Source organism: Bradyrhizobium sacchari (genome assembly GCF_002068095.1).
GTDB lineage: Bacteria > Pseudomonadota > Alphaproteobacteria > Rhizobiales > Xanthobacteraceae > Bradyrhizobium > Bradyrhizobium sacchari.
The window spans coordinates 330,241-350,781 of sequence record NZ_LWIG01000013.1; the positions used below are offsets into that span (position 1 = coordinate 330,241).

The window sequence follows — 20,541 nt, forward strand, 5'->3', positions numbered from 1 at the left end:
ATCGGCTGCATGGCCGGGCGAAGCGCGCTTCGTCGGCTCAGATCAGCGTGCCCGCGTGGAAGCTCGCATGGGCCAGCAGCGACTGGATCACGACGTTGTCGCCGGGACCGCCGTCCAGCACGTCGGTTCCACCGCCGCCGATCAGGACATCGTCGCCGAGCCCGCCGAGCAGCGTATCGTTGCCTGCGCTGCCGATGAGCACGTCATCGCCGGCGCCGCCGTCGAAAACGAGGTGCGGCCCGCCGGGACCGACGCCTGATGCCTCGATCACGTCGTCGCCACCGAGGCCGTTGATGGTGATGGTGTCGTTGAAGTCGAAGTTCTCGATCACGGCCTGGCTTGCCAGGCCGTCGATCACCAGCGCGCCGTTGCTGTTGAGCGAAAGCGTGATGACGTCGTCGCCGGCGGTGCCGTTGATCACGATCTTGTCGGCCGCGCCGTCGCCGCCGGGGGTGCCGGGAGCGCCGCCGAGGTCGATCTTGATCTCCGTCACGTCCGTCCCGCTCATGTCGCCGACATTGATCGTGTCGGCGCCGCCGCGGGCGTTGAACGTAATCGTCTCGACGCCGTGCGTATCCATCGTGATCGAGGCAACGTCCCGCGTCAGCTCGGCACGATCGCCGTTTGCGAAGATGTTGATGGTCTCGGCGATGTTGGCGCCATTGAACAGCAGTGTGTCCGTGCCGGCCTGGCCCTCAACCGTGTCGTTGTCGTCGCCCGGATTCCAGACGAACGTATCGTTGCCCGCACCCATCAGCGCGACGTCGTTGCCGTCGCCGCCGTTGATCACGTCATCGCCCTGGCTGCCGCGGATGGTGTCGTTGCCGAGGCCGCCATTGATCGTCAGCTGCAGCACGCCGGCAGCGAGCCCGCTCGCGTCGATCACATCATCGCCGCCGAGACCGTTGAGCGTCAGCTGGTCGGTTGCGTCCATAAAGGCGAGGTTTGTGGCCGCGTGCAGGCCGAACACCGTCACGCCGTCGGCATTGCCGCTGACGCCGAACGTGTCGGCGCCCTGGGTCCCATCGACTGTAACTGAATCGACGGCGCCGTCGGGCGAACCGGCCGAACCGCCGAGGTCGATATTCACCCGCGTCACGTCGGTGCCGGCGAGATCCCCCACAGCGATATGGTCGGCGCCGCCGAGCGCGTGGATATCGACGTGCTCGACCCCGTGTAGATCCATGATGACATTGCCGACGTCGCGCGTGAGCCGGGCGTGATCGCCGTTCGCCGCCAGGACGATATTCTCGGCAATGTTGGCAGCGAAGAACTGCAGCGTGTCGCTGCCGGCTCCGCCATCGATGGTGTCGCTGCCATCGCCCGGGTTCCACTGGAAGACGTCGCGGCCGGCGCCGAGTTGCACGAGGTCGTCGCCGCGGCCGCCGACGACGGAATCATTGCCGTCGCCGCCGATCAGCGTGTCGTTGCCGGCGCTGCCGACGATCGTATCGTTGCCTGCGCCGCCGTCGATCGTCAGGTGCACGACCCCTGCGGCCAGCATCGCCGCCGAGATCGTGTCATTGCCGCCGAGGCCCTCGATGACGAGCGCATCGCTCGCGCCTTCCGCGTTGGTGATGGCGAGCGCGGCGGGCAGTCCCGTGACCGAAACCGACGTGCCCGAGCCGGACACCTCGATCGTGTCGGGGCTGCGTGTACCTTCGAGCGTCACTGTATCGGCCGCACCGTCGCCGGCCCCGGCCGACCCGAGGTCGACATTGACCTGCTTGACGTCGGTCCCGGCGAGATTGTTGACGACGATATTGTCGCTGCCGCCGCGCGCATTGATGGTGATGGTCTCGATGCCGTCGAGGTCCATCGTGACGTTGCCGACATCGCGGCTCAGCAGCACGCGTCCGCCATCGGCGGCGGACGCGGTGATGTGCTCGCCGATATTCGAGCCGTTGAACAGCAGGGTGTCGGCTCCAGCCTGACCGTCCACCTTGTCGCTGCCGTCGCCGGGGTCCCACTGGAAGGTATCGTTGCCCGCGCCCAGCAAGGCGGTGTCGTTGCCCTGGTTGCCGTCGATGAAATCGTTGCCGTCGCCGCCCAGCAGGAGGTCCGCGCCGTTGCCGCCGAGGATTGTGTCATTGCCGGCGCCGCCGTCGAGCGTCAGCGTGATGAGCGCGGCGAGATTGCCGGAGGCGGTGATGACGTCGTCGCCGCCACCTGCATGGACCACGAGGTTCTCGGTGGTGCCGATGTCCAGCGAGAACGGCGCCGGATCGAAGCGGTCGAAGCGGACGCGTGTGCCGTTGGCCGTGATGGCGAAGGTCTCGCTGCCGTTGCCGCCGTTCACCTCGGCGGTGTCGACGCCTTCGCCGCCTTCCATTAGGTCGCTGTCGTCACCGGGGTTCCAGATCATGCGGTCGTTGCCGGCTTCACCGAACATCTGGTCGTTGCCGTCGCCGCCGACGAGCACGTCATTGCCGGAGCCGCCGAACAGCAGGTCGTTGCCGCCCTTGCCGAACAGTCTGTCGTTGCCGGACTGGCCGAACAGCATGTCGCCGCCGGATCCGCCCGTCAGCGTATCGTTGCCGGCGCCACCGAACAGGTTCGCCGCGGGCATCGCGCCGTTGCTCTCGTCGATCGTGATGATGTCGTTGCCGTCCTGGCCGAAGGCCTGGATCAATTTGGTGTTGGCGACCGTTGCGGGGCCGCCTTTGACCGCGACCGCGCCGCCATTGACGACGATCGTTCCGGCCGCATTGCGGCCGAGCGCGATCGTATTGCTCAGGCCATTACCAAAGACGGAGAGAATTCCGGCGGAAAAATTTGCTGTGACAGCCATGTGCGCTTCTCGCTTGCGTGATCATCGAAACGGACCACGGCGCTATCGCGGCGTTTTCCGCGATGGCCGGGGTGAGCGGCAAATGAGCTCGTCTGTAGGCCGAGATGCGGGTTCCGGCTTGGCGGAAGTCTTCCGGCCGGCTCCTGTTTTCCTTGAGAGCAGCTTGATTTTCGCGAGCGCGGCGGGATCGCCAGCGAAACGGGACCGTGCAGCTGCTGAGCCGAGGGCCCACGCATCAGCGTCTTCAATAACGAGTCTGTGAAGGCGCCGTGTCGTCCAACGCTATTTCGACGCCGCTCTACGCGTTCTCCGTCAACGCCCGCCGCAGCCTGCGGATGATGACGCCGCGAGCGCGGTCGTCGGCGGCGGCTGCGACCTTGTCGCTGATGTCGAGCATCAGTTCCGACATCTCGTTGTGCCAGTCGAGGTGTGTGACGGCCTCGGGCGTGAGGCGGCGGCGATGGTCGACGTCGAGCACGCGCGGCTCGGCGGCCGCGAGTTCATAGATGTCATCCAGCACGGGCTGATAGATCTTGGCGGCGGGAAGAATGCGTTCGCCCAGCCGTTCGGCAAGGCCGGCGATCGCGTCCTGCTCGCCATGGGTGAGGAACAGGCCGCGCGCGATCGGGCGGCGCGCCGCGATCCAGCCGGCGATCCCCGCGGCGTCGGCATGTCCGGAATATTCGTCGATCATCCGGATGCGCGCGGCGACCCTGATTTCCTCGCCCTGGATCCGCACTGCCTTGGCGCCGTCCTGGAGGAAGCGGCCGAGCGTGCCGTGCGCCTGGAATCCGGTCAGCAGCACGGACGCGCGCTCGTTCCACAGCCAGCGCTTGAGGTGATGGCGGATGCGGCCCGCGTCGCACATGCCGCTGGCGGAGATGATGATGTGGAAGCCGGTCAGGCGCATGATCGCCTTGCTCTCGGCAACCGTCTCGGTGAACTTGAGATGCGGCGAGTTGAGCAGGCGATCGACGTCGACGCCGGGATCGAGGCTCGCGGCGTGCTGGCGGAACACTTCGGTGGCATGGATCGCGAGCGGGGAATCCAGGAAGATCGGCGCCGCCGGAACTTCGCCGCGCTCCATCAGGTGGACGATGTCGACGATCAGCTCCTGCGTGCGCTCCACCGCGAAGGCCGGGATCAGCAGCGCGCCCTTGGCGGCCGCGGCCTCGCGGATCTCGCCTGCGAGGTGTTGCCGCCGCTGCTCGGGCGTGGTGACCGTGCGCACGCGGTCGCCATAGGTGGATTCGCAGATCACGTAGTCGAGGTCTACCGGGGCCGCGGGATCGGGCTGCAGAAGCTTGGCTTCCGGCCCGACGTCGCCGGAGAGCAGGACGCGCAAAGGCCGCTCGCGGCCGGCCTGGTCGAATTCCAGCTCGATCGAGGCGGAGCCGAGCAAATGGCCGGCATTCCAGTAGCGGGCGCGCACGCCGGGGATCACGTCGGTCCAACGCTCATAGTCGACCGCACGGAAGGACTGCAGCGATGCCGTCGCGTCCGCCTGCGTGTAGATCGGCGCGACCTCCTTCCATCGGCGCGCCGCGTTGCGCCGGTTGAGCTGCGCGACCTCGGATTCCTGGATGCTGCCGGCGTCCGGCAGCATCCAGGAGCAGAGGTCGATCGTGCCGCGTGTCGCCAGGATTGGGCCGTCAAAGCCCTCGCGCACGAGTTTCGGCAGCAAGCCGCTGTGATCAATATGGGCGTGCGTGAGCAGCACCGCCTGGATGTCGGCTGGGCGGAAGGGAAAGGCACCGTAGTTGAGCGCCTTCAGCGTCTTCTGTCCCTGGAACAGCCCGCAATCGACCAGGAAACGTCCGGTGGCGGTCTGGAACAGATAGCTAGAGCCCGTTACGGTGCGCGCGGCTCCGCAAAATCGAACGGTTACGCTCATTCTTCACTCTCCCGCGGAGCTGCCGTCGATCGCGTAGCCGTTGTCCCCAGCGGCGGCGGAGGCGGCAAGATCGTGCTCGGGCCGGTCGAAGACGTAGACGCGATAGAGCGGCTCGCCCTGCTCGACACGGTCTCCGATCTTCTTGAACAGGCGGATGCCCGCGCCCTTGTCGAGCGGCGCGCCGGCGGTGCGGGCGAGGCGGTTGAGGCGCAGGCAGTCGATCGCGGACACCACACCATCACGCGCCGCCTTGACGTCGAAGCTGAGCGATCCGAGCTCGGTGCTGCATGTCGAGGGACCCTGGGCGTCGATGATCTTCTGCATCTGCTTCAGCGCCGCGCCGCTGTCGAGCAATTCGCGCGCCCGCGCATAGCCGGCGCCGCCGCGCAGATTCGGATCGTATTCCAGGAGATGGGCGGCGAGCCGCAGCGATTTCTCGCGCAGATCGCGCGGAGCATCCTTCTCGTTGCCGAGCACCGCCATGACGTCATTGGCCTCGAGCACCGGCCCGATGCCGTTGCCGATCGGCTGGCGTCCGTCAGTCGTGATCACTTCGACCGTGCGCCCGAAGCGGTCGCCGACGAATTCGAACAGCTTGCGCAGCCGCATCGCCTCGGCCGCGCTCGTCACCTTCGCGGTGGGCCCGACCGGAATGTCGATCAACAGATGTGTCGAGCCTGCCGCGATCTTCTTGGACATGATGGAGGCGACCATCTGCTCGCGGGTGTCGAGGCTTAGCGGCCGCTCGACCGAGATCAGAACGTCGTCGGCCGGTGACAGGTTCACGTGCCCGCCCCAGATCAGGCAGCCATTGCAGGCCGAGACGATCGCCTTCATCTCCTCGACGCCTACATTCACCTGCGCCAGCACCTCCATCGTGTCGGCGGTGCCGGCGGGCGAGGTGATGGCGCGCGAGGAGGTCTTGGGGATCGGCAGGCCGTGCGCGGCGACGATCGGCACCACGACCATTGAGGTGCGGTTGCCGGGAATGCCGCCGATGCAGTGCTTGTCGACGACGGTAGGGGCGGGCCAGACCAGTTGCGTGCCGGCCTTCGCCATCGCCCCGGTGAGGGCCAGAAGCTCGTCGCTGGTGATGAAGCTCGCCGAGCCGATCAGGAAGGCCGCGATCTCCATGTCGGAATAGCGATAATGCGCGAGGTCGTTGATGATCGCGCCGATCTCGGCCTGGCTCAACGTCCGCCCGTGGATCTTGGCGCGCACCGCTTCCAGGCTTTCAGGAGGCGAAGCCGGCGTCACCGTGACCGGCGTGCCGACCGGTTCGGCGAAACGGCGGAACGCGGGCTCGGAGAGGCCGATCTCGTCCTCGGCAGCAAGCGTGTCGTCGTCGGTGATCAGCAGTGTCGCCAGCAGCACCTTGCCATTGAGACGGAGCTCGACGCGGCTGAAGCCGCGAAAGATCTCCGCGCGCAGCGCCTGTGATCGCCGGGAGATGACGACGACGTTTTCGCGGCCGGTGTCGAGACGGACGCGGCGGATCTTCAGTTGGGAGCGCGGAAAGTCTGGGGACATGGAGGGCCGGCGGCAGGACGTTCGGCTGCCATGCTTAGCCGTCGCCGCCTATTGGTTGTTGACCCAGATCATGGTCTGCGGCGTCGGCAGGGCCGCACCGGGCCGGGCTATGCCGCCTATTTGGTGGCTGCGTCGATCGAGTTGAACTTGTTGTTCAGCAGCGCGCTGCCCGTGTTGTTCACGACAGCGACGATCGCGAGCGCGATGCCGGCGGCGATCAGGCAGTACTCGATAGCGGTGGCTGCACTTTCATCGGCGAGAAAGGACCTGAGCAAAGCCATCGTCAACTCCTGTTCATCCGTCTAACGTAGGCAGGTGCCGTTTTCGGAATGGTAAATTGATTCACTAAGTTTTTCGCGGCGCGCACGCCAAAGCGCAAGGTCGGATGGTCCCGACCTCGGGGCCCATATACTGCCTTCCTTGATTTAAGGTTTCGTCACCCAATGCGGGTCGAGGCCGATATAGTTCTTGCTGGCGCTCTGCCGCTGCGCCGCGTGCACATCCTGCTTCAATCGACGGCGCGACCTTGTCCTGCGCAACGGGAATCGACGGTTAATTTTGTCTTCCGTACGACTAAAGGGCGGCCCGCAACCGGGCCGAAAACGACGGCGCCGTTGACGGATTGTTGACGCTATTTACGGGGTGCGTCTGCGTTCAGCGCCCGCAACATCGCGATGCGGGCGAACATCATCCAGCCGCCGCCGGTTTCGGCGGCGTTAATCAGCGTCTCGATCGCGCTCTGCCAGTGGCTGGCGTGCTGCGCATCCTCGGGCAACTGCATGATGTGATCGGCGGCTTCCTGCAGCGTCCGCAGCCTGCGCCCATTGGAGAGCGGAATCGGATCCTCGAACGCCGCCGACCAGGGCATGTCAGGCCGGCCGGCCGGAGGGGAGTGACATCACGGCGGGATCGAAAGTTGGGTGCCGCTAGCTGGCCTTCTTCGCCCGTGCCGGCGCGCGCACCGGCTTGTCGGCCTTCTTCGGGGCTTCCTTGGGCGCCGCCTTGGCCGCAGCGTCCTTGCCGCCCTTGCCGGCGATCGGCAGCAGCATCTCGCGCTGGCCTTCGACGCGCTTCTTCGGCTTCTTGCCCTTGGCGGCCTCCTTGGCGACCTTCGCCGAGGGCGCATCCTTCTCGTTCGCGATGCTCTTCTTCAGCGCGTCCATCAGGTTGATGACGTTGCCGCCGGTCTTCGGCGCGGCCTTCGCGGTAATGGGCATGCCGCTGCGCTTCTTGTTTATGAGATCGATCAGCGCGGTCTCGTAGTGATCCTCGAACAGCTCGGGCTCGAACGCGCCGGACTTCTTCTCCACGATGTGCTTGGCGAGGTCGAGCATGTCCTTGGTCAGCTTCACGTCCTGGATGTCGTCGAAATATTCCCTCTCGCTGCGCACCTCGTAGGGGTAGCGCAGCAGGGTGCCCATCAGGCCGCTCTCGAGCGGCTCCAGCGCGATGATGTGCTCGCGGTTGGTCAGCACCACGCGACCGATCGCGACCTTGTCCATGCTGCGGATGGTCTCGCGGATCACGGCATAGGCGTCGTGGCCGACCTTGCCGTCCGGGACGAGGTAGTAGGGGCGGATTAGATAGCGGTTGTCGATGTCGGCCTTGGGCACGAACTCGTCGATCTCGATCGTGTGCGTGGAATCGAGCGCGATATCGTCGAGCTCGTCCTTGGTGACCTCGATATAGGTGTCGGTGTCGACCTTGTAGCCCTTGACGATGTCCTCGGACGTGACCTCGTCGCCGGTCTCGGCGTCGACCTTGAGGTACTTGATCCGGTGACCGGTCTTGCGGTTGATCTGGTTGAAGGAGACCTTCTCGGTATCCGAAGTGGCCGGATAGAGCGCGACCGGGCAGGTCACGAGCGAGAGACGCAGAAAACCCTTCCAATTGGCGCGGGGGGCCATGGGCTACTCCAAACGCAACAGCGGACAGACTTATGAGAATACCATCGGGGAACACCGAATCATACACGGCTCGGCGCGGAATCTTGCAACTGCGTTAACCGGTCGCCGGGCGCGTGGTTGCTACCCGATGAGAGGGCAAAAGCCGGAACATCGTATCAGATCGGGCGTTGGCTGGGAGAGGCAAGGCTGCGAGGAGGTCGCGGTCATCGGCGGCGACATCCAGAGATCGAGGTTATCATGGCAACCACGCGAGAGCAGCATCAGATCGTCGAAACCCCGACCGAGGCACGCCAGGGCGAACCAGGACCCTCGGTGGCGGCGCTGCTCGCCATCTCGACCGGGCTGGCGATACTGATCCTCGCCGTCATCTGGTTCGTGTTCTTCCGGACCTGACGGCCCGATCGGAACGTTCGAGCCTTCCTAATCGCCGCGTAACGCGGCACATTGCGCCCACCAGGCCGCCGGTTCGTCCGGCTGCCCGGCGGGCGCAGTCGCGTTGGTGGATGACAGGTCGTATATGACCAAAAAGTAACGTCGGCGGTTCCCCGCGTTCATATTCAGTTCACGCCGGAATTGCTCATCTCGGGGCATGTTCTTGCTGCCTATGTCTGGAGAGAAGCGTGCGCCTGCTCGTTGTTGAGGACGACCCCGATCTCAATCGCCAGCTCACCAAAGCGCTGACGGACGCCGGCTATGTCGTCGACCGCGCCTTCGACGGGGAGGAGGGACACTATCTCGGCGACAACGAGCCTTACGACGCCGTCGTGCTCGACATCGGCCTGCCCAAGAAGGACGGCATCTCGGTGCTGGAGGCCTGGCGCCGCAACGGCCGCACCATGCCGGTCCTGATCCTGACCGCGCGCGACCGCTGGAGCGACAAGGTCCAGGGCTTCGACGCCGGTGCCGACGACTATGTCGCAAAGCCGTTCCATCTGGAGGAGGTGCTGGCCCGCATTCGCGCGCTGCTGCGTCGCTCCACCGGCCATGCCCAGAGTGAGCTGAGCTGCGGCCCTGTTACCCTCGATACCAGGACCGGCCGGGTCAGCGTGTCGGGCAATCCCGTCAAGATGACGTCGCACGAATATCGGCTTCTGGCCTACCTGATGCACCATTCCGGGCGCGTCGTCTCGCGTACCGAGCTGGTCGAGCATCTCTACGACCAGGATTTCGACCGCGACTCGAATACGATCGAGGTGTTCGTCGGCCGCATCCGCAAGAAGCTCGACGTCGACATCATCCAGACCGTCCGCGGCCTCGGCTATCTCCTGACCCCGCCGCCCGCGCCCGGCGCCTGAAGCGGCTTGACGGGAGGCTGAACAGGGCCCTTGGTCCGGTCATGACCTCCGACGCCCTGATCTCCTGCGCCCGCCGGGACCCTTCCGATGGCTGCTAGCTCACTTGCCAATCGCCTGTTCCTGTCGGCGACCGCCTGGCTGGTGGTGATCCTGGCCATCACCGGCGTGGTGCTGTCGTCGGTCTACAAGAACGCCACCGAGCGCGCCTTCGACCGCCGGCTCAATCTTTATCTGCGCACCCTGATCGCCGAAGTCGCAACCCCGGACGAGCCACCGGACCGCCAGTTCCAGTCGCTCGGCGAACCGCTGTTCGAGCTGCCGCTGTCCGGCTGGTACTGGCAGATCACGCGCACCGACACCGAGAAGCCGGAGGTGCGCTCCTCGCGCTCGCTCTGGGACAAGAAGCTGCCGAAGCTGGAGGAGCAGGGCGCCGAGCTCACCGCCGCAGGCATCCGGCTCGGCTATGTCGACGGGCCCGAAGGGCAGAATTTGAGGATGGTGGAGCGGCCGGTCGATCTCGGCGCCGACGGCAAATACCTCGTCAGCGTCGCAGGCGACGACACCGAGATCTTCGACGAGACGCGGAGCTTCGACTACTATCTCGGCGGCACTTTCACCGCGCTCGGCATCGTGCTGCTGCTGACCACCGTATTCCAGGTACGCTTTGGCCTTGCGCCGCTCAAGCGCATCTCGGAATCGATCGCCGACATCCGCTCGGGGCGAGCGGAACGGCTCGAGGGCGAATTCCCGGTCGAGATCGCGCCCTTGGCGCGCGAGACCAACGCGCTGATCGACGCCAATCGCGAGATCGTCGAGCGCGCCCGCACCCATGTCGGCAATCTCGCCCACGCGATCAAGACGCCGCTCTCGGTGATCGTGAACGAGGCCAGCGCGCATGCGGCCGATCCGTTCGCGGAGAAGGTGATGGAGCAGGCGGACGTGATGCGCGACCAGGTCGCCCATCATCTGGAGCGTGCGCGCATCGCGGCGCGCGTCTCGGTCGTCGCGACCGTGACGGAGGTTGCCCCTGCCATCGAGGCGTTGCGGCGGACCATGGAGAAGATCCACCGTGACCGCGGCATCCTGGTCGAGGCCAAGGCCGATCCGTCGGCCAAATTCCGCGGCGAGCGGCAGGATCTGGAAGAGATGGTCGGCAATCTCGTCGACAATGCCTGCAAATGGGCTGCCTCCCGCGTCTTCATCGAGGTCCTGGTCGAGGCCCCGCACCAGGCGGGCGCGGGGCCGCGGCTGCGGATCATCGTCGACGACGACGGCCGCGGCCTGTCGGAGGCGGAACGTGCCCAGGTGTCCCGGCGTGGCCAGCGGCTCGACGAATCCAAGCCCGGCTCGGGGCTGGGGCTGTCGATCGTGACCGATCTTGCCGCCCTCTATGGCGGCAGCCTCTCGCTCAGCGGGGCGCCAATCGGGGGCTTGCGAGCCGAGCTGGTCCTCCCCGGAATATAATCCTTTGTTCCAGAAAGGCTTTTCGGCTCGGGGACGGCCGATCCGAACGCAAACGGGGGCATTCGAGGCAACGTCCTCAACGGCTTCTTAAGGCGCAACCACCTATGATCGCGCCCGGACGCATCCCATGTCCGCCATTTTACCGTGCATTACCCGGGCGTATGAGCCAGACATCGATCGAGCGGCTGAGGGAATATCTCGCGCAGCTCCCGCCGCAGTCGCAGGCGCTGCTGATGCGGGAGTTCGAGCGCGCGCTTGAGCGCGGCCAGGACACGGCCGTGGCAACCCTCGTGCTCGAGCAGCTGCGCATGATCGTGCGCAAGACCGAGGCCGATGAAGCCCCGCCGCCGCGGACCGACGACCTGTCGCGGCTTCTGTTCCAGGTGCTGGAACCATTCCTGGTCGAGGCAGGCGCCCCGATTCGGGTGGGCCAGATCCGGCGTTCCTCGCTTCAACCGATCTGGCAATGGCTCGGCCGGGACGGTGCCCCGGACAAGATGAACGAATTCGAGGCGGCGCTGGCGCGCATGCCGGCTGACGGTGCGGGGCAGGTCGAAGCTCTCGCCCAGAAGTTGCAGGCGGTCGCCGCGGAGGCGATCTTCGCCCTGACCGGTCCGGGTGGCGGCGACAAGTCGCGCGCGCTCGCCCGGGTCGGCCCGCCGAGCGTGATCGAGGATCTCTATTCGGTCGGGGCTGTGCTCCAGGTCCGGGAAGCCATCGCCACGCTGAACGAGAAGCTGCCGCGCACCTTGCGCGCCTTCGGCGAGTCCCAGATCGCCTCGGTGACCTCGGCGCTCAACATTCCGGCTCTGCAGACGCCGCAGATGCTGCCCTTCGCGCTGTCGGTCGTCGTGCAGCGCATGACCGCGCCGTGGCAGATCATCCGCCTCGCCATCAAGATCGCAGCCTCCGACGATGAGATCCGTGTTGCGGCAACGCCCTATGGCGTCGCGGTCACCATCGCTCTGCACGATTTGTCCTGCGTGGCTGCGATCCTGCGCACGGATATCAAGCGTGGCCATTTCGACAACGTCGCCGACAATCTCAAAGCGCTGCATGATGGCGTGCGCGGCTTGCGCACGGAACTCGATCTGCGCAACGATTCGGCGTGGGGCAAGCAGCTGACCTCGATCCGCGCCGACATCTCCAATGCGCTGCAATCGGAGATCGACAGCGTTCCCGGCCGCGTGCGCCGCATCCTGCGCCAGCGGCCCGAGAAGGACATTCCGCCGGGGGCGCGCATCGACAGCACCGAGGTGGAGGAAACCGCGGCGCTGATCGATTTCGTCGCGACCTGCCGCAACTACGCCAGCGAGCTCGCGATCAACGAGGTGACGCTGCGCACCTATTCCGACCTGCAGCAATATGTCGAACGCTCGACCGAGCAGCTGGTGCAATCGCTGCGCGCTGCCGATCACAAAGTCCGCACCTATCGCCAGCAGCAGGTGCAGGCCGCGATCCGCTTCTGCCAAGTGCTGTTCGGCGATGATTATGCGTCGCTGATGAGTCGCGCCGCGGAGAACGCGGCGACCGGCGAGCGCAAATCGTCGCGCGCAAGCTGATCCAAGCGCATATCTTCGCAATCACAATTTATAGTTGACGCTGGCGATGGCGGCCCGTACGGTCTCAATGCAGGTCCGGGGAATTTCTATTTGTGGCGCATGAAATCCGTTATCAGCTCCATCGAGATCGAGAACCGCGTCATTGTCGCCAAATATCAAAGGCTGATGGTCGGGGCGAAGGTCGTGCTCGTCGAGAAGGCGAGCGGCCGGCAACTGCCTGAGACGGCGACCCGGGTTGCTTCTCCGGTTCCGGTCGGAGCGGTGCGCATCAGGCTGCCGGATGCGATTCCGCCGGGAACGTACTTCCTGAAGGCCTTCAACGGTCACGGCGAGGACGCCGCTCGGAGCGCCGACTTCGAGATCGGCTAAGCCGTTGGGATCTTGATCGTTTCAGGACAGCGCGCGGTCGCGCCGAATTGACAATTGTCAATTGCCGCACCGTCCGGCCGTGGTGTAAAGCCACCTATGGGCGCGGGTGGCGCGCTGCCGGAAGCTTGCCAGATGACGTTATGGTTCGTGTTCGCGCTGATGACGGTCGCGGCGATCTTCGCCGTGCTCTTGCCGCTCGGCCGCAGCGGACGCACGCGCGACCAGGGCAGTGAGGTCGCGGTCTACAAGGACCAGCTGGCGGAGATCGAGCGCGATCTTGCCACGGGGCTGATCGCGGCCCCCGAAGCCGAGGCGGCCCGTGTCGAGATCAGCCGCAGGCTGCTCGCCGCGAGCGAATCTTCGTCGGAGCTCGAGTCGGATCTCAGGCCGAACCTCAAATGGCGCCGCGCGGCCGCGGTGCTGGCGCTCGTCGGCCTGCCGATCGTCGCGATCGGCGTCTACATGCCGCTCGGCTCGCCCCAGCTCCAGGACTTTCCGCTGGCGCAGCGCGAGCGCGGCGCCGGGTCCGGCATGGCGCGGTCGCTCGAGAATCTCGTCGTGCAGGTCGAGCAGCATCTGGAAAAGAACCCGACCGACGGACGCGGTTGGAACGTGCTCGCGCCGGTGCTGCAGCGGCTCGGCCGCTTCGACGATGCGGTGCGGGCCTATCGCAATTCGCTCACCTATAACGGCGAGAACGCAGAGCGCCGGTCCGATCTCGGCGAGGCGATCTCGGCGGCCGCCGGCGGTGTGGTGACCGCAGAAGCCAAGATCGAGTTCGAGCGTGCGCATGCGCTCGACGCCGACGATCCCAAGGCGAACTACTTCCTCGGGCTCGCGGCCGAGCAGGATGGCCGCAAGGACGATGCCGCCAATATCTGGCGCGCATTGCTGGCCAAGGCCCCGGCCGACGCACCGTGGCGGCCCCTGGTGCAATCCTCGCTGGCGCGGGTCGGCGGCGGCGGCACGATGCCGGCGCTGTCGGACGAGACCGTCGCGGCGTCCAAGGACATGGCCGAAGGCGATCGCAACGCCATGGTGCGCGGTATGGTCGAGCGTCTTGCGACGCGCTTGAAGCAGAATGGCGACGACGTCGAGGGCTGGCTGCGCCTGGTGCGCGCCTATCTCGTGATGGGCGACCGCGACAAGGCGATGGGCGCGTCGACCGACGCCCGTCAGGCGGTCGCCAAGGATGCCGAGCGGCTGCGCCTACTGAACGAAGGCCTCAAGACTCTCGGGCTCGACGGATGATGATTTCAGCGCGAGACGAGCGGAGAACGGATACGCCATGACGCGCAAGCAGCGACGTATGACCATCATCGGCGGCTCGCTCGCCGTGCTCGCGCTCGCGGCCGCGCTGGTGCTCAATGCATTGCGCGATTCCATCGTGTTCTTCTCGACCCCGACCATGGTTGCCGAGAAGCACGTCGCGCCCGGCAAGCGGTTTCGACTCGGCGGTCTGGTGCAGCCCGGCTCGCTCCAGCGCGGCGACAATCTCGCCGTGACTTTCGAGGTCGCCGACGGCAACGCCAAGCTTCCCGTCGCCTACAAGGGCATCCTGCCCGACCTGTTCCGCGAAGGGCAGGGCGTCGTCGCCGAAGGCGCGCTCGACGCCAATGGCGTGTTCAAGGCCGACACCGTGCTCGCCAAGCACGACGAGACCTACATGCCCAAGGACGTCGCCGATGCCCTGAAGAAGCAGGGACATTGGAAGGACGATTACGGCACCAAGCCTTCTGAAAACGACAAGCCTTCTGGTGGTGCCAAGCCTTCCGATGCAAAGCCCGCGGCGACGACCGCGCAGGGCAACCCGCAGGGAGCTGTGCGGTGATCGCAGAAGCAGGACACTACGCGCTGGTACTGGCGCTTGGGCTGGCGCTGATCCAGTCCATCGTTCCGCTGATCGGCGCGCGCTTGCGCGACGATGCGCTGATGAACGTGGCGCGGTCCACGGCGCTGGCGCAGCTGCTGTTCGTCGGCGCCTCGTTCGTCGCGCTGGTGATGCTGCACGTCAATTCGGACTTCTCCGTCGCCAATGTTTACGAGAATTCCCACTCCATGAAGCCGCTGCTCTACAAGATCACCGGCGTGTGGGGAAACCACGAAGGCTCGATGCTGCTGTGGGTGTCGATCCTGGCGCTGTTCGGCGGATTGGTCGCAGCGTTCGGCAATAACCTGCCGCTGTCGCTGCGCGCGCATGTGCTCGCCGTGCAGGCCTGGATCGCGAGCGCCTTCTACCTCTTCATCCTGGTGACCTCGAATCCGTTCCTGCGCATCGCCAATCCGCCGATCGAGGGGCGCGATCTCAATCCGGTGCTTCAGGACATCGGCCTCGCCGTGCATCCGCCGATGCTCTATCTCGGCTATGTCGGCTTCTCGATCTCGTTCTCCTTCGCCATCGCGGCGCTGATGGAGGGGCGGATCGACGCGGCCTGGGCGCGCTGGGTGCGGCCCTGGACGCTGGTCGCCTGGATCTTCCTGACGCTCGGCATCGCCATGGGCTCCTACTGGGCCTATTACGAGCTCGGCTGGGGCGGCTGGTGGTTCTGGGATCCGGTCGAGAACGCCTCGCTGATGCCGTGGCTCGCCGGCACCGCGCTGCTACACTCGGCGCTGGTGATGGAGAAGCGCAACGCCCTCAAGGTATGGACCATCCTGCTCTCGATCCTGAGCTTCTCGCTGTCGCTGCTCGGCACCTTCCTGGTTCGCTCGGGCGTCATCACCTCCGTGCACGCCTTCGCCACCGATCCGACCCGCGGCGTGTTCATCCTGCTGATCCTCTGCCTGTTCATCGGCGGCAGCCTGTCGCTTTTCGCGGGCCGCGCAACGTCGCTGAAGCAGGGCGGCCTGTTCGCGCCGATCTCGCGCGAGGGTGCGCTGGTGCTGAACAATTTGCTGCTCACGGTGGCCTGCGCGGTGGTGCTGTTCGGCACGCTCTATCCGCTGGCGATGGAGATGCTCGCCGACTTCAAGATGTCGGTCGGTGCGCCCTTCTACAACCTCACCTTCGCGCCGCTGTTTGCCCTGTTGCTGCTCGCCGTGCCGTTCGGCCCGATGCTGGCTTGGAAGCGCGGCGACCTGCTCGGCGTCACCCAGCGTCTGCTCGCAGCCGGTATCGCTGGCCTCGTCGCCGTCGCCATTGCCTGGGGCTGGGCGAGCGGCGGAGCTACGCTGGCGCCGCTCGCGATCGGGCTTGGCGTCTTCGTCATCGCCGGCGCCGTCACCGACCTCGTCGAACGGACCGGTTTCGTTCGGCTGCCATTCGCAACGGTGCTGCACCGGGCGCGCGGCCTGCCGCGTTCGGCCTGGGGCACCGCGTTCGCGCATGCCGGCCTCGGCGTCGCGCTGATCGGCATCGTCTGCGAGACCACCTGGAACAGCGAATATATCGCGACCATGAAGCAGAACGAGGTTGCCCATATCGCCGGCTACGACGTGAAGCTCGACGGCCTGTTCCAGCGTCAGGGCCCGAACTACCGCGAGATGATCGCCGAGTTCAACGTCAGCCGCGATGGCGAGGCGCTGAGCGTCATGACGCCATCCAAGCGCAGTTTTACGACGCGCGGCTCCTCGACCACCGAGGCTGCGCTGCTGACGCGCGGTGCGAGCCAGCTCTATATCTCGCTCGGCGATGCGACCGCCGAGGGCGCCATTGCCGTGCGCATCTATCACAAGCCGCTGGTGCTCCTGATCTGGTGGGGGCCGGTGCTGATGGCGCTCGGCGGCGTGCTGTCGCTGTCCGACCGACGCCTGCGGGTCGGCGCGCCGAAGCCGGCGCGCGCCAAGCAGCGCCTGCAGCCGGCGGAGTGACTTTGATGCGCCGGATGATGGCTGCGTTCGTCGCGCTGATGCTGCTGGCATCGCCTGCGGCGTACGCCGTGCAGCCCGACGAGATCATGTCGGATCCCGCGAAGGAAGCACGTGCGCGCGACTTGTCGCGCGAGCTGCGCTGCATGGTCTGCCAGAACCAGTCGATCGACGATTCCGATGCGCCATTGGCGCGTGACCTGCGTCTCCTGGTGCGCGAGCGCATTGCGGCGGGCGACAGCAACGCGCAGGTGCTCGATTTCCTCGTCGCGCGCTACGGCGAGTTCGTGCTGCTGAAGCCACGTTTCGAGCGGCAAACCATCCTGTTGTGGCTGCTCGCGCCGCTGCTGCTGATCGGCGGCGGCCTGGCGCTGTGGCTGCAAATCCGCCGGCGCGCGCGAAGCGGTGCAGACGTACCGGCCCCGCCGCTGACGCCTGAGGAAGAAGCGCGGCTCGCGACCTTGATGTCGGACGATGCGAAGTCGTCCTGACCTACGTAATGATACTTAGCGTACCCGCAGCCACGCGCTTCATCCTCTATTGACCTTTGTCTGGAAGCTTGTCGCGAGATTCGATTCCAGCCTCTGAGTCCCCGAGATGTTCGCGAACAGCAATCTGACGATCCGCTTCCTGGTCGGTGCCGTGGTCGCTGCATTATTGTTCCTGCTGGGCATCGGCGGCGGCACCGGCTTCGTCGCGGTGCTCTATCTCAACAACGAGATCACCAGCCTGTCGGCGAGTTTCGCCGCATTGAGCGGCCCGGCGCGTGACCATGCCATGCAGATCTACCAGCAGGCGCAGACCGCGTTCTCGTATTTCCTGATCGCCTGCGGCGTGATCGCAGTCGTCGCTGTCGCGATTTGCCTCACCACCTGGTTCGCCGTGCGCAACGGCATCCTCAATCCCCTGGCGGCGATCGTGCATGCCATGCGCGAGGTCGCCGACCAGAAGTTCGAGACACCTGTCCCGGGGCTCGGCGGCACCAACGAGATCGGGCTGCTCGCCGGCGCGCTCGAGGTGTTCAAGACCAACGGGCTGGAGCGGCGGCGCCTCACCGAGCAGCAGTTGCGCGAGGCTCAGCACCAGGCCGAGCGGTCGAAATTCCTGGACGAACGGATCAGGCGCTTCAACGATCTCGTCGCCAGCGTGGTCGACAGCGTGGCCTCGTCGGCCGTGCATCTGAAGCGCAACGCCGAGACGTTGTCGCGGACCGCCAACGACACCAGCACCAAGGCCAATGCGGTCGCGAGCGGCGCGAGCCAGGCCAGCGCCGGCGTGCAGACGGTGGCGGGCTCCGCCGAGGAGATGACGAATTCGATCGGCACGATCAGCCGCCGTGTCACCGATGCGACCCAGCGCGCCGAGGGCGCCGCAAGCCAGGCCGAGAAGAGCCGCGACACCATCCACACGCTGTCGGATGCCGCCGACAAGATCGGCGAGGTCGTGCAGCTCGTGCAGGCCATCGCCTCGCAGACCAATCTGCTCGCGCTCAACGCCACCATCGAGGCGGCGCGGGCTGGCGAAGCTGGCAAGGGCTTTGCCGTGGTGGCCTCCGAAGTGAAGAATCTGGCGCACCAGACCAGCAAGGCGACGGAGGAGATCACCTCCCATGTCGCCAGCATCCAGGGCATCACCGCGGAGACCCGCGGCGCGATCGACGGCATCTCGAAGACGTTGTCGGAGATCTCCTCGATCATGTCCGGCATCGAGGTCGACACCGCCCAGCAGCGCACCGCCACGCAGGACATCACCCGCAGTGCGCAGGACGCCGCGCAGGGAACGCTGGACGTCTCCAATCACATCGCCCAGATCACCTCGACGTCGGCAGAGACGGGGCGCATGGCGGCCGAGGCGCGGGATTCCGCCGTTGACCTGTCGCAGCAGGCAGAGTCGTTGAAGCGGGAAGTCGACGAGTTCATCGCCAGCGTCCGGGCTAGCTGAGGGCAGGCCAAAACGTCGTTCCGCTGCCGGTCGCGGGAACTCGGCTAAGTTACTGTAGGACCACGATTTTTTACGTGCGCTAAACTGCCGCAGCCGCGTCGCGCCATCATTACAAAAGTTTAACCCCGCCGCCAGCGCACGGTAAGGCGGCAGCCCCCATCTTCAGGTCCACAAGGTGCCGTCACCCGGCACCAAAAGGAATTCAAGGCCCTGGAGATCCCTGCATGAACGACCGTATCGACCTCTCGAACCTCCCGTCCTACCGGCAGCCGCGCCGGTCGGTGTTCTCCGCGCGCAAGCTCGCGCTGATGGCCTCGGTCGTCGCCGGCCTTGGCGCTGCCGTCTACGGCTTCAGCCCGTCGATGTCGCCGGCCGACCTGTTCTCCAGCCCGGCGCATGCGCAGGTCAACAACGAGGTCCGCAAGGTCGAAAGGCCGGTCGGTTTCGCCGACATCGTCGAGCGCGTGAAGCCGTCGGTGATCTCGGTGAAGGTCAACATCAAGGAGAAGACCGCGAGCAACGATGACGGCGATGATTCCTCCTCGCCGTTCCAGCCGGGCTCGCCGATGGAGCGCTTCTTCCGTCGCTTCGGCGGTCCGGATGGCATCCCCGGCCTGAAGGGTGGCGGCCGTGGCCGCGTCGTGCAGGGGCAGGGCTCCGGCTTCTTCATCTCGGCTGACGGTTTTGCCGTAACCAACAACCACGTGGTCGACGGCGCCGACAAGGTCGAGGTCACCACCGACGACGGCAAGACCTACACCGCCAAGGTGATCGGCACCGACCAGCGCACCGACCTCGCTTTGATCAAGGTCGAGGGCGGCTCGAACTTCCCGTTCGCGAAGCTCGCCGACGCCAAGCCGCGGATCGGCGACTGGGTGCTCGCGGTCGGCAATCCCTTCGGCCTCGGCGGCACCGTGACCGCCGGCATTGTCTCGGCCAGCGGCCGCGACATCGGCAACGGTCCCTATGACGACTTCATCCAGATCGACGCGCCCGTGAACAAGGGCAATTCCGGCGGCCCGGCCTTCGACACCAATGGCGAGGTGATGGGCGTCAACACCGCGATCTACTCGCCCTCGGGCGGCAGCGTCGGTATCGCGTTCTCGATTCCGGCCAACACCGTCAAGAGCGTGGTGGCCCAGCTCAAGGACAAGGGCTCGGTCAGCCGCGGCTGGATCGGCGTGCAGATCCAGCCCGTCACGTCCGATATCGCCGACAGCCTCGGCATGAAGAAGGCCGAAGGCGCGCTGGTGGCGGAACCGCAGGCGAACGGCCCAGCGGCGAAGGCCGGCATCGAATCCGGCGACGTGATCACCGCGGTCAACGGTGAATCCGTCAAGGACGCCCGCGAGCTCGCCCGCACCATCGGCGGCATGGCGCCCGGCGCGACCGTGAAGCTCAACGTGCTGCACAAGGGCCAGGACAAGGTCGTGAACCTCACCCTCGGCCAGCTGCCGAACACGGTCGAGGCCAAGGCCGACACCGACAATGACAGCGGCAAGGGTGCCAGCAAGGGCACCGACGTGCCCAAGCTCGGCATGACCGTTGCCCCCGCGAACTCCGTGGCCGGCGCCGGCAAGGAAGGCGTCGTGGTCACCGAAGTCGATCCGAAGAGCGCCGCGGCCGAACGCGGCTTCAAGGAAGGCGACGTGATTCTCGAGGTCGGCGGCAAGAGCGTGGCCACCGCCGGCGAAGTCCGTGACGCCATCAACGCGGCGCGGACCGACAACAAGAACAGCGTCCTGATGCGCGTGAAGAGCGGCGGCCAGTCGCGCTTCGTCGCGGTCCCCATCGCCAAGGGGTAAGCCTCAGGACCTACGAAATGAAGGGTGTCGCCGGCATCAGTCGCCCCCGCCGTCGGCGCCCTTCGGGGGAGCAGCGTAATTCGCTTCCCCAGCCTACCTTCCGGTGGAAATACGCCCCCCTCCGTCGGAAGGCATAGGGCGGTGAGGTCCCCCCAGCTTCACCGCCCGCCTTTTTC

17 protein-coding genes are annotated in these 20,541 nt (G+C 66.1%); 11 read left to right on the forward strand and 6 right to left on the reverse strand.

The genetic code is table 11. The features are described 5' to 3' along the window. Positions 1 to 37 precede the first annotated feature (37 nt). From A5906_RS45980 to ku, 6 genes are all read right to left on the reverse strand, one after another. Positions 38 to 2,791: a beta strand repeat-containing protein gene (locus A5906_RS45980; protein ID WP_080136826.1), complete on the reverse strand. Its 2,754-nt coding sequence runs from the start codon at positions 2,789 to 2,791 to the stop codon at positions 38 to 40. Positions 2,792 to 3,089: 298 nt separating this feature from the next. Then, on the reverse strand, positions 3,090 to 4,685 hold the full coding sequence (locus tag A5906_RS18605; RefSeq protein ID WP_080136827.1) for an MBL fold metallo-hydrolase: 1,596 nt from the start codon (positions 4,683 to 4,685) through the stop codon (positions 3,090 to 3,092). Between the two features lie 3 nt (positions 4,686 to 4,688). Further along, positions 4,689 to 6,215: a thymidine phosphorylase family protein gene (locus A5906_RS18610; RefSeq protein WP_080136828.1), complete on the reverse strand. Its 1,527-nt coding sequence runs from the start codon at positions 6,213 to 6,215 to the stop codon at positions 4,689 to 4,691. 116 nt (positions 6,216 to 6,331) lie between these two features. Further along, a complete protein-coding gene (locus A5906_RS18615) occupies positions 6,332 to 6,496 on the reverse strand; it encodes a Flp family type IVb pilin (RefSeq protein WP_018647793.1) in 165 nt (54 codons plus the stop codon). 350 nt (positions 6,497 to 6,846) lie between these two features. Further along, positions 6,847 to 7,083 (reverse strand): hypothetical protein, encoded by a 237-nt coding sequence (locus A5906_RS18620; protein WP_080136829.1) that lies wholly within the window; start codon positions 7,081 to 7,083, stop codon positions 6,847 to 6,849. 58 nt (positions 7,084 to 7,141) lie between these two features. Continuing rightward, positions 7,142 to 8,122, reverse strand: a complete 981-nt coding sequence (gene ku, locus A5906_RS18625; protein ID WP_080136830.1) for a non-homologous end joining protein Ku — start codon at positions 8,120 to 8,122, stop codon at positions 7,142 to 7,144. Between the two features lie 237 nt (positions 8,123 to 8,359). Between ku and A5906_RS43085 the strand changes: the two genes are divergently transcribed. From A5906_RS43085 to A5906_RS18675, 11 genes are all read left to right on the forward strand, one after another. Next, the gene (locus A5906_RS43085) at positions 8,360 to 8,515 is read left to right on the forward strand and encodes a hypothetical protein (protein WP_164936196.1); all 156 of its coding nucleotides are present in this window, start codon (positions 8,360 to 8,362) and stop codon (positions 8,513 to 8,515) included. Between the two features lie 227 nt (positions 8,516 to 8,742). Continuing rightward, positions 8,743 to 9,417, forward strand: a complete 675-nt coding sequence (locus tag A5906_RS18630; protein ID WP_011085905.1) for a response regulator transcription factor — start codon at positions 8,743 to 8,745, stop codon at positions 9,415 to 9,417. An 87-nt stretch (positions 9,418 to 9,504) separates the two neighbouring features. Further along, positions 9,505 to 10,881, forward strand: a complete 1,377-nt coding sequence (locus A5906_RS18635) for a sensor histidine kinase (protein WP_080136831.1) — start codon at positions 9,505 to 9,507, stop codon at positions 10,879 to 10,881. Positions 10,882 to 11,042: 161 nt separating this feature from the next. Beyond that, positions 11,043 to 12,443: a hypothetical protein gene (locus A5906_RS18640; RefSeq protein WP_080136832.1), complete on the forward strand. Its 1,401-nt coding sequence runs from the start codon at positions 11,043 to 11,045 to the stop codon at positions 12,441 to 12,443. Positions 12,444 to 12,542: 99 nt separating this feature from the next. Further along, positions 12,543 to 12,812, forward strand: coding sequence for a hypothetical protein (locus A5906_RS18645; protein ID WP_080136833.1), 270 nt, complete (start codon positions 12,543 to 12,545; stop codon positions 12,810 to 12,812). Positions 12,813 to 12,944: 132 nt separating this feature from the next. Then, positions 12,945 to 14,063, forward strand: a complete 1,119-nt coding sequence (gene ccmI, locus A5906_RS18650) for a c-type cytochrome biogenesis protein CcmI (RefSeq protein ID WP_080136884.1) — start codon at positions 12,945 to 12,947, stop codon at positions 14,061 to 14,063. 37 nt (positions 14,064 to 14,100) lie between these two features. Next, positions 14,101 to 14,643 carry a cytochrome c maturation protein CcmE gene (ccmE, locus tag A5906_RS18655; protein ID WP_080136834.1) on the forward strand — a complete coding sequence of 181 codons (543 nt, stop codon included), beginning with the start codon at positions 14,101 to 14,103 and terminating at the stop codon, positions 14,641 to 14,643. Then, the gene (locus tag A5906_RS18660; protein WP_080136835.1) at positions 14,640 to 16,622 is read left to right on the forward strand and encodes a heme lyase CcmF/NrfE family subunit; all 1,983 of its coding nucleotides are present in this window, start codon (positions 14,640 to 14,642) and stop codon (positions 16,620 to 16,622) included. Before ccmE ends, A5906_RS18660 begins: the two co-directional genes overlap by 4 nt. 5 nt (positions 16,623 to 16,627) lie before the next feature. Then, positions 16,628 to 17,110, forward strand: coding sequence for a cytochrome c-type biogenesis protein (locus A5906_RS18665; protein ID WP_080136836.1), 483 nt, complete (start codon positions 16,628 to 16,630; stop codon positions 17,108 to 17,110). A 106-nt stretch (positions 17,111 to 17,216) separates the two neighbouring features. After that, positions 17,217 to 18,560 carry a methyl-accepting chemotaxis protein gene (locus A5906_RS18670; RefSeq protein WP_080136837.1) on the forward strand — a complete coding sequence of 448 codons (1,344 nt, stop codon included), beginning with the start codon at positions 17,217 to 17,219 and terminating at the stop codon, positions 18,558 to 18,560. A gap of 224 nt (positions 18,561 to 18,784) precedes the next feature. Further along, the gene (locus A5906_RS18675) at positions 18,785 to 20,365 is read left to right on the forward strand and encodes a Do family serine endopeptidase (RefSeq protein WP_080136838.1); all 1,581 of its coding nucleotides are present in this window, start codon (positions 18,785 to 18,787) and stop codon (positions 20,363 to 20,365) included. The last annotated feature ends 176 nt before the right edge of the window (positions 20,366 to 20,541 follow it).

Bases quoted from the DNA above. Each gene is read 5' to 3' on its own strand.
- A5906_RS45980 (WP_080136826.1), bottom strand. From the start codon at position 2,791: ATGGCTGTCACAGCAAATTTTTCCGCCGGAATTCTCTCCGTCTTTGGT.
- ccmE (WP_080136834.1), top strand. From the start codon at position 14,101: ATGACGCGCAAGCAGCGACGTATGACCATCATCGGCGGCTCGCTCGCC.
- A5906_RS18640 (WP_080136832.1), top strand. From the start codon at position 11,043: ATGAGCCAGACATCGATCGAGCGGCTGAGGGAATATCTCGCGCAGCTC.
- A5906_RS18610 (WP_080136828.1), bottom strand. From the start codon at position 6,215: ATGTCCCCAGACTTTCCGCGCTCCCAACTGAAGATCCGCCGCGTCCGT.
- A5906_RS43085 (WP_164936196.1), top strand. From the start codon at position 8,360: ATGGCAACCACGCGAGAGCAGCATCAGATCGTCGAAACCCCGACCGAG.
- A5906_RS18670 (WP_080136837.1), top strand. From the start codon at position 17,217: ATGTTCGCGAACAGCAATCTGACGATCCGCTTCCTGGTCGGTGCCGTG.
- A5906_RS18635 (WP_080136831.1), top strand. From the start codon at position 9,505: ATGGCTGCTAGCTCACTTGCCAATCGCCTGTTCCTGTCGGCGACCGCC.
- A5906_RS18675 (WP_080136838.1), top strand. From the start codon at position 18,785: ATGAACGACCGTATCGACCTCTCGAACCTCCCGTCCTACCGGCAGCCG.
- A5906_RS18645 (WP_080136833.1), top strand. From the start codon at position 12,543: ATGAAATCCGTTATCAGCTCCATCGAGATCGAGAACCGCGTCATTGTC.
- ku (WP_080136830.1), bottom strand. From the start codon at position 8,122: ATGGCCCCCCGCGCCAATTGGAAGGGTTTTCTGCGTCTCTCGCTCGTG.
- A5906_RS18665 (WP_080136836.1), top strand. From the start codon at position 16,628: ATGCGCCGGATGATGGCTGCGTTCGTCGCGCTGATGCTGCTGGCATCG.
- A5906_RS18605 (WP_080136827.1), bottom strand. From the start codon at position 4,685: ATGAGCGTAACCGTTCGATTTTGCGGAGCCGCGCGCACCGTAACGGGC.
- A5906_RS18615 (WP_018647793.1), bottom strand. From the start codon at position 6,496: ATGGCTTTGCTCAGGTCCTTTCTCGCCGATGAAAGTGCAGCCACCGCT.
- ccmI (WP_080136884.1), top strand. From the start codon at position 12,945: ATGACGTTATGGTTCGTGTTCGCGCTGATGACGGTCGCGGCGATCTTC.
- A5906_RS18620 (WP_080136829.1), bottom strand. From the start codon at position 7,083: ATGCCCTGGTCGGCGGCGTTCGAGGATCCGATTCCGCTCTCCAATGGG.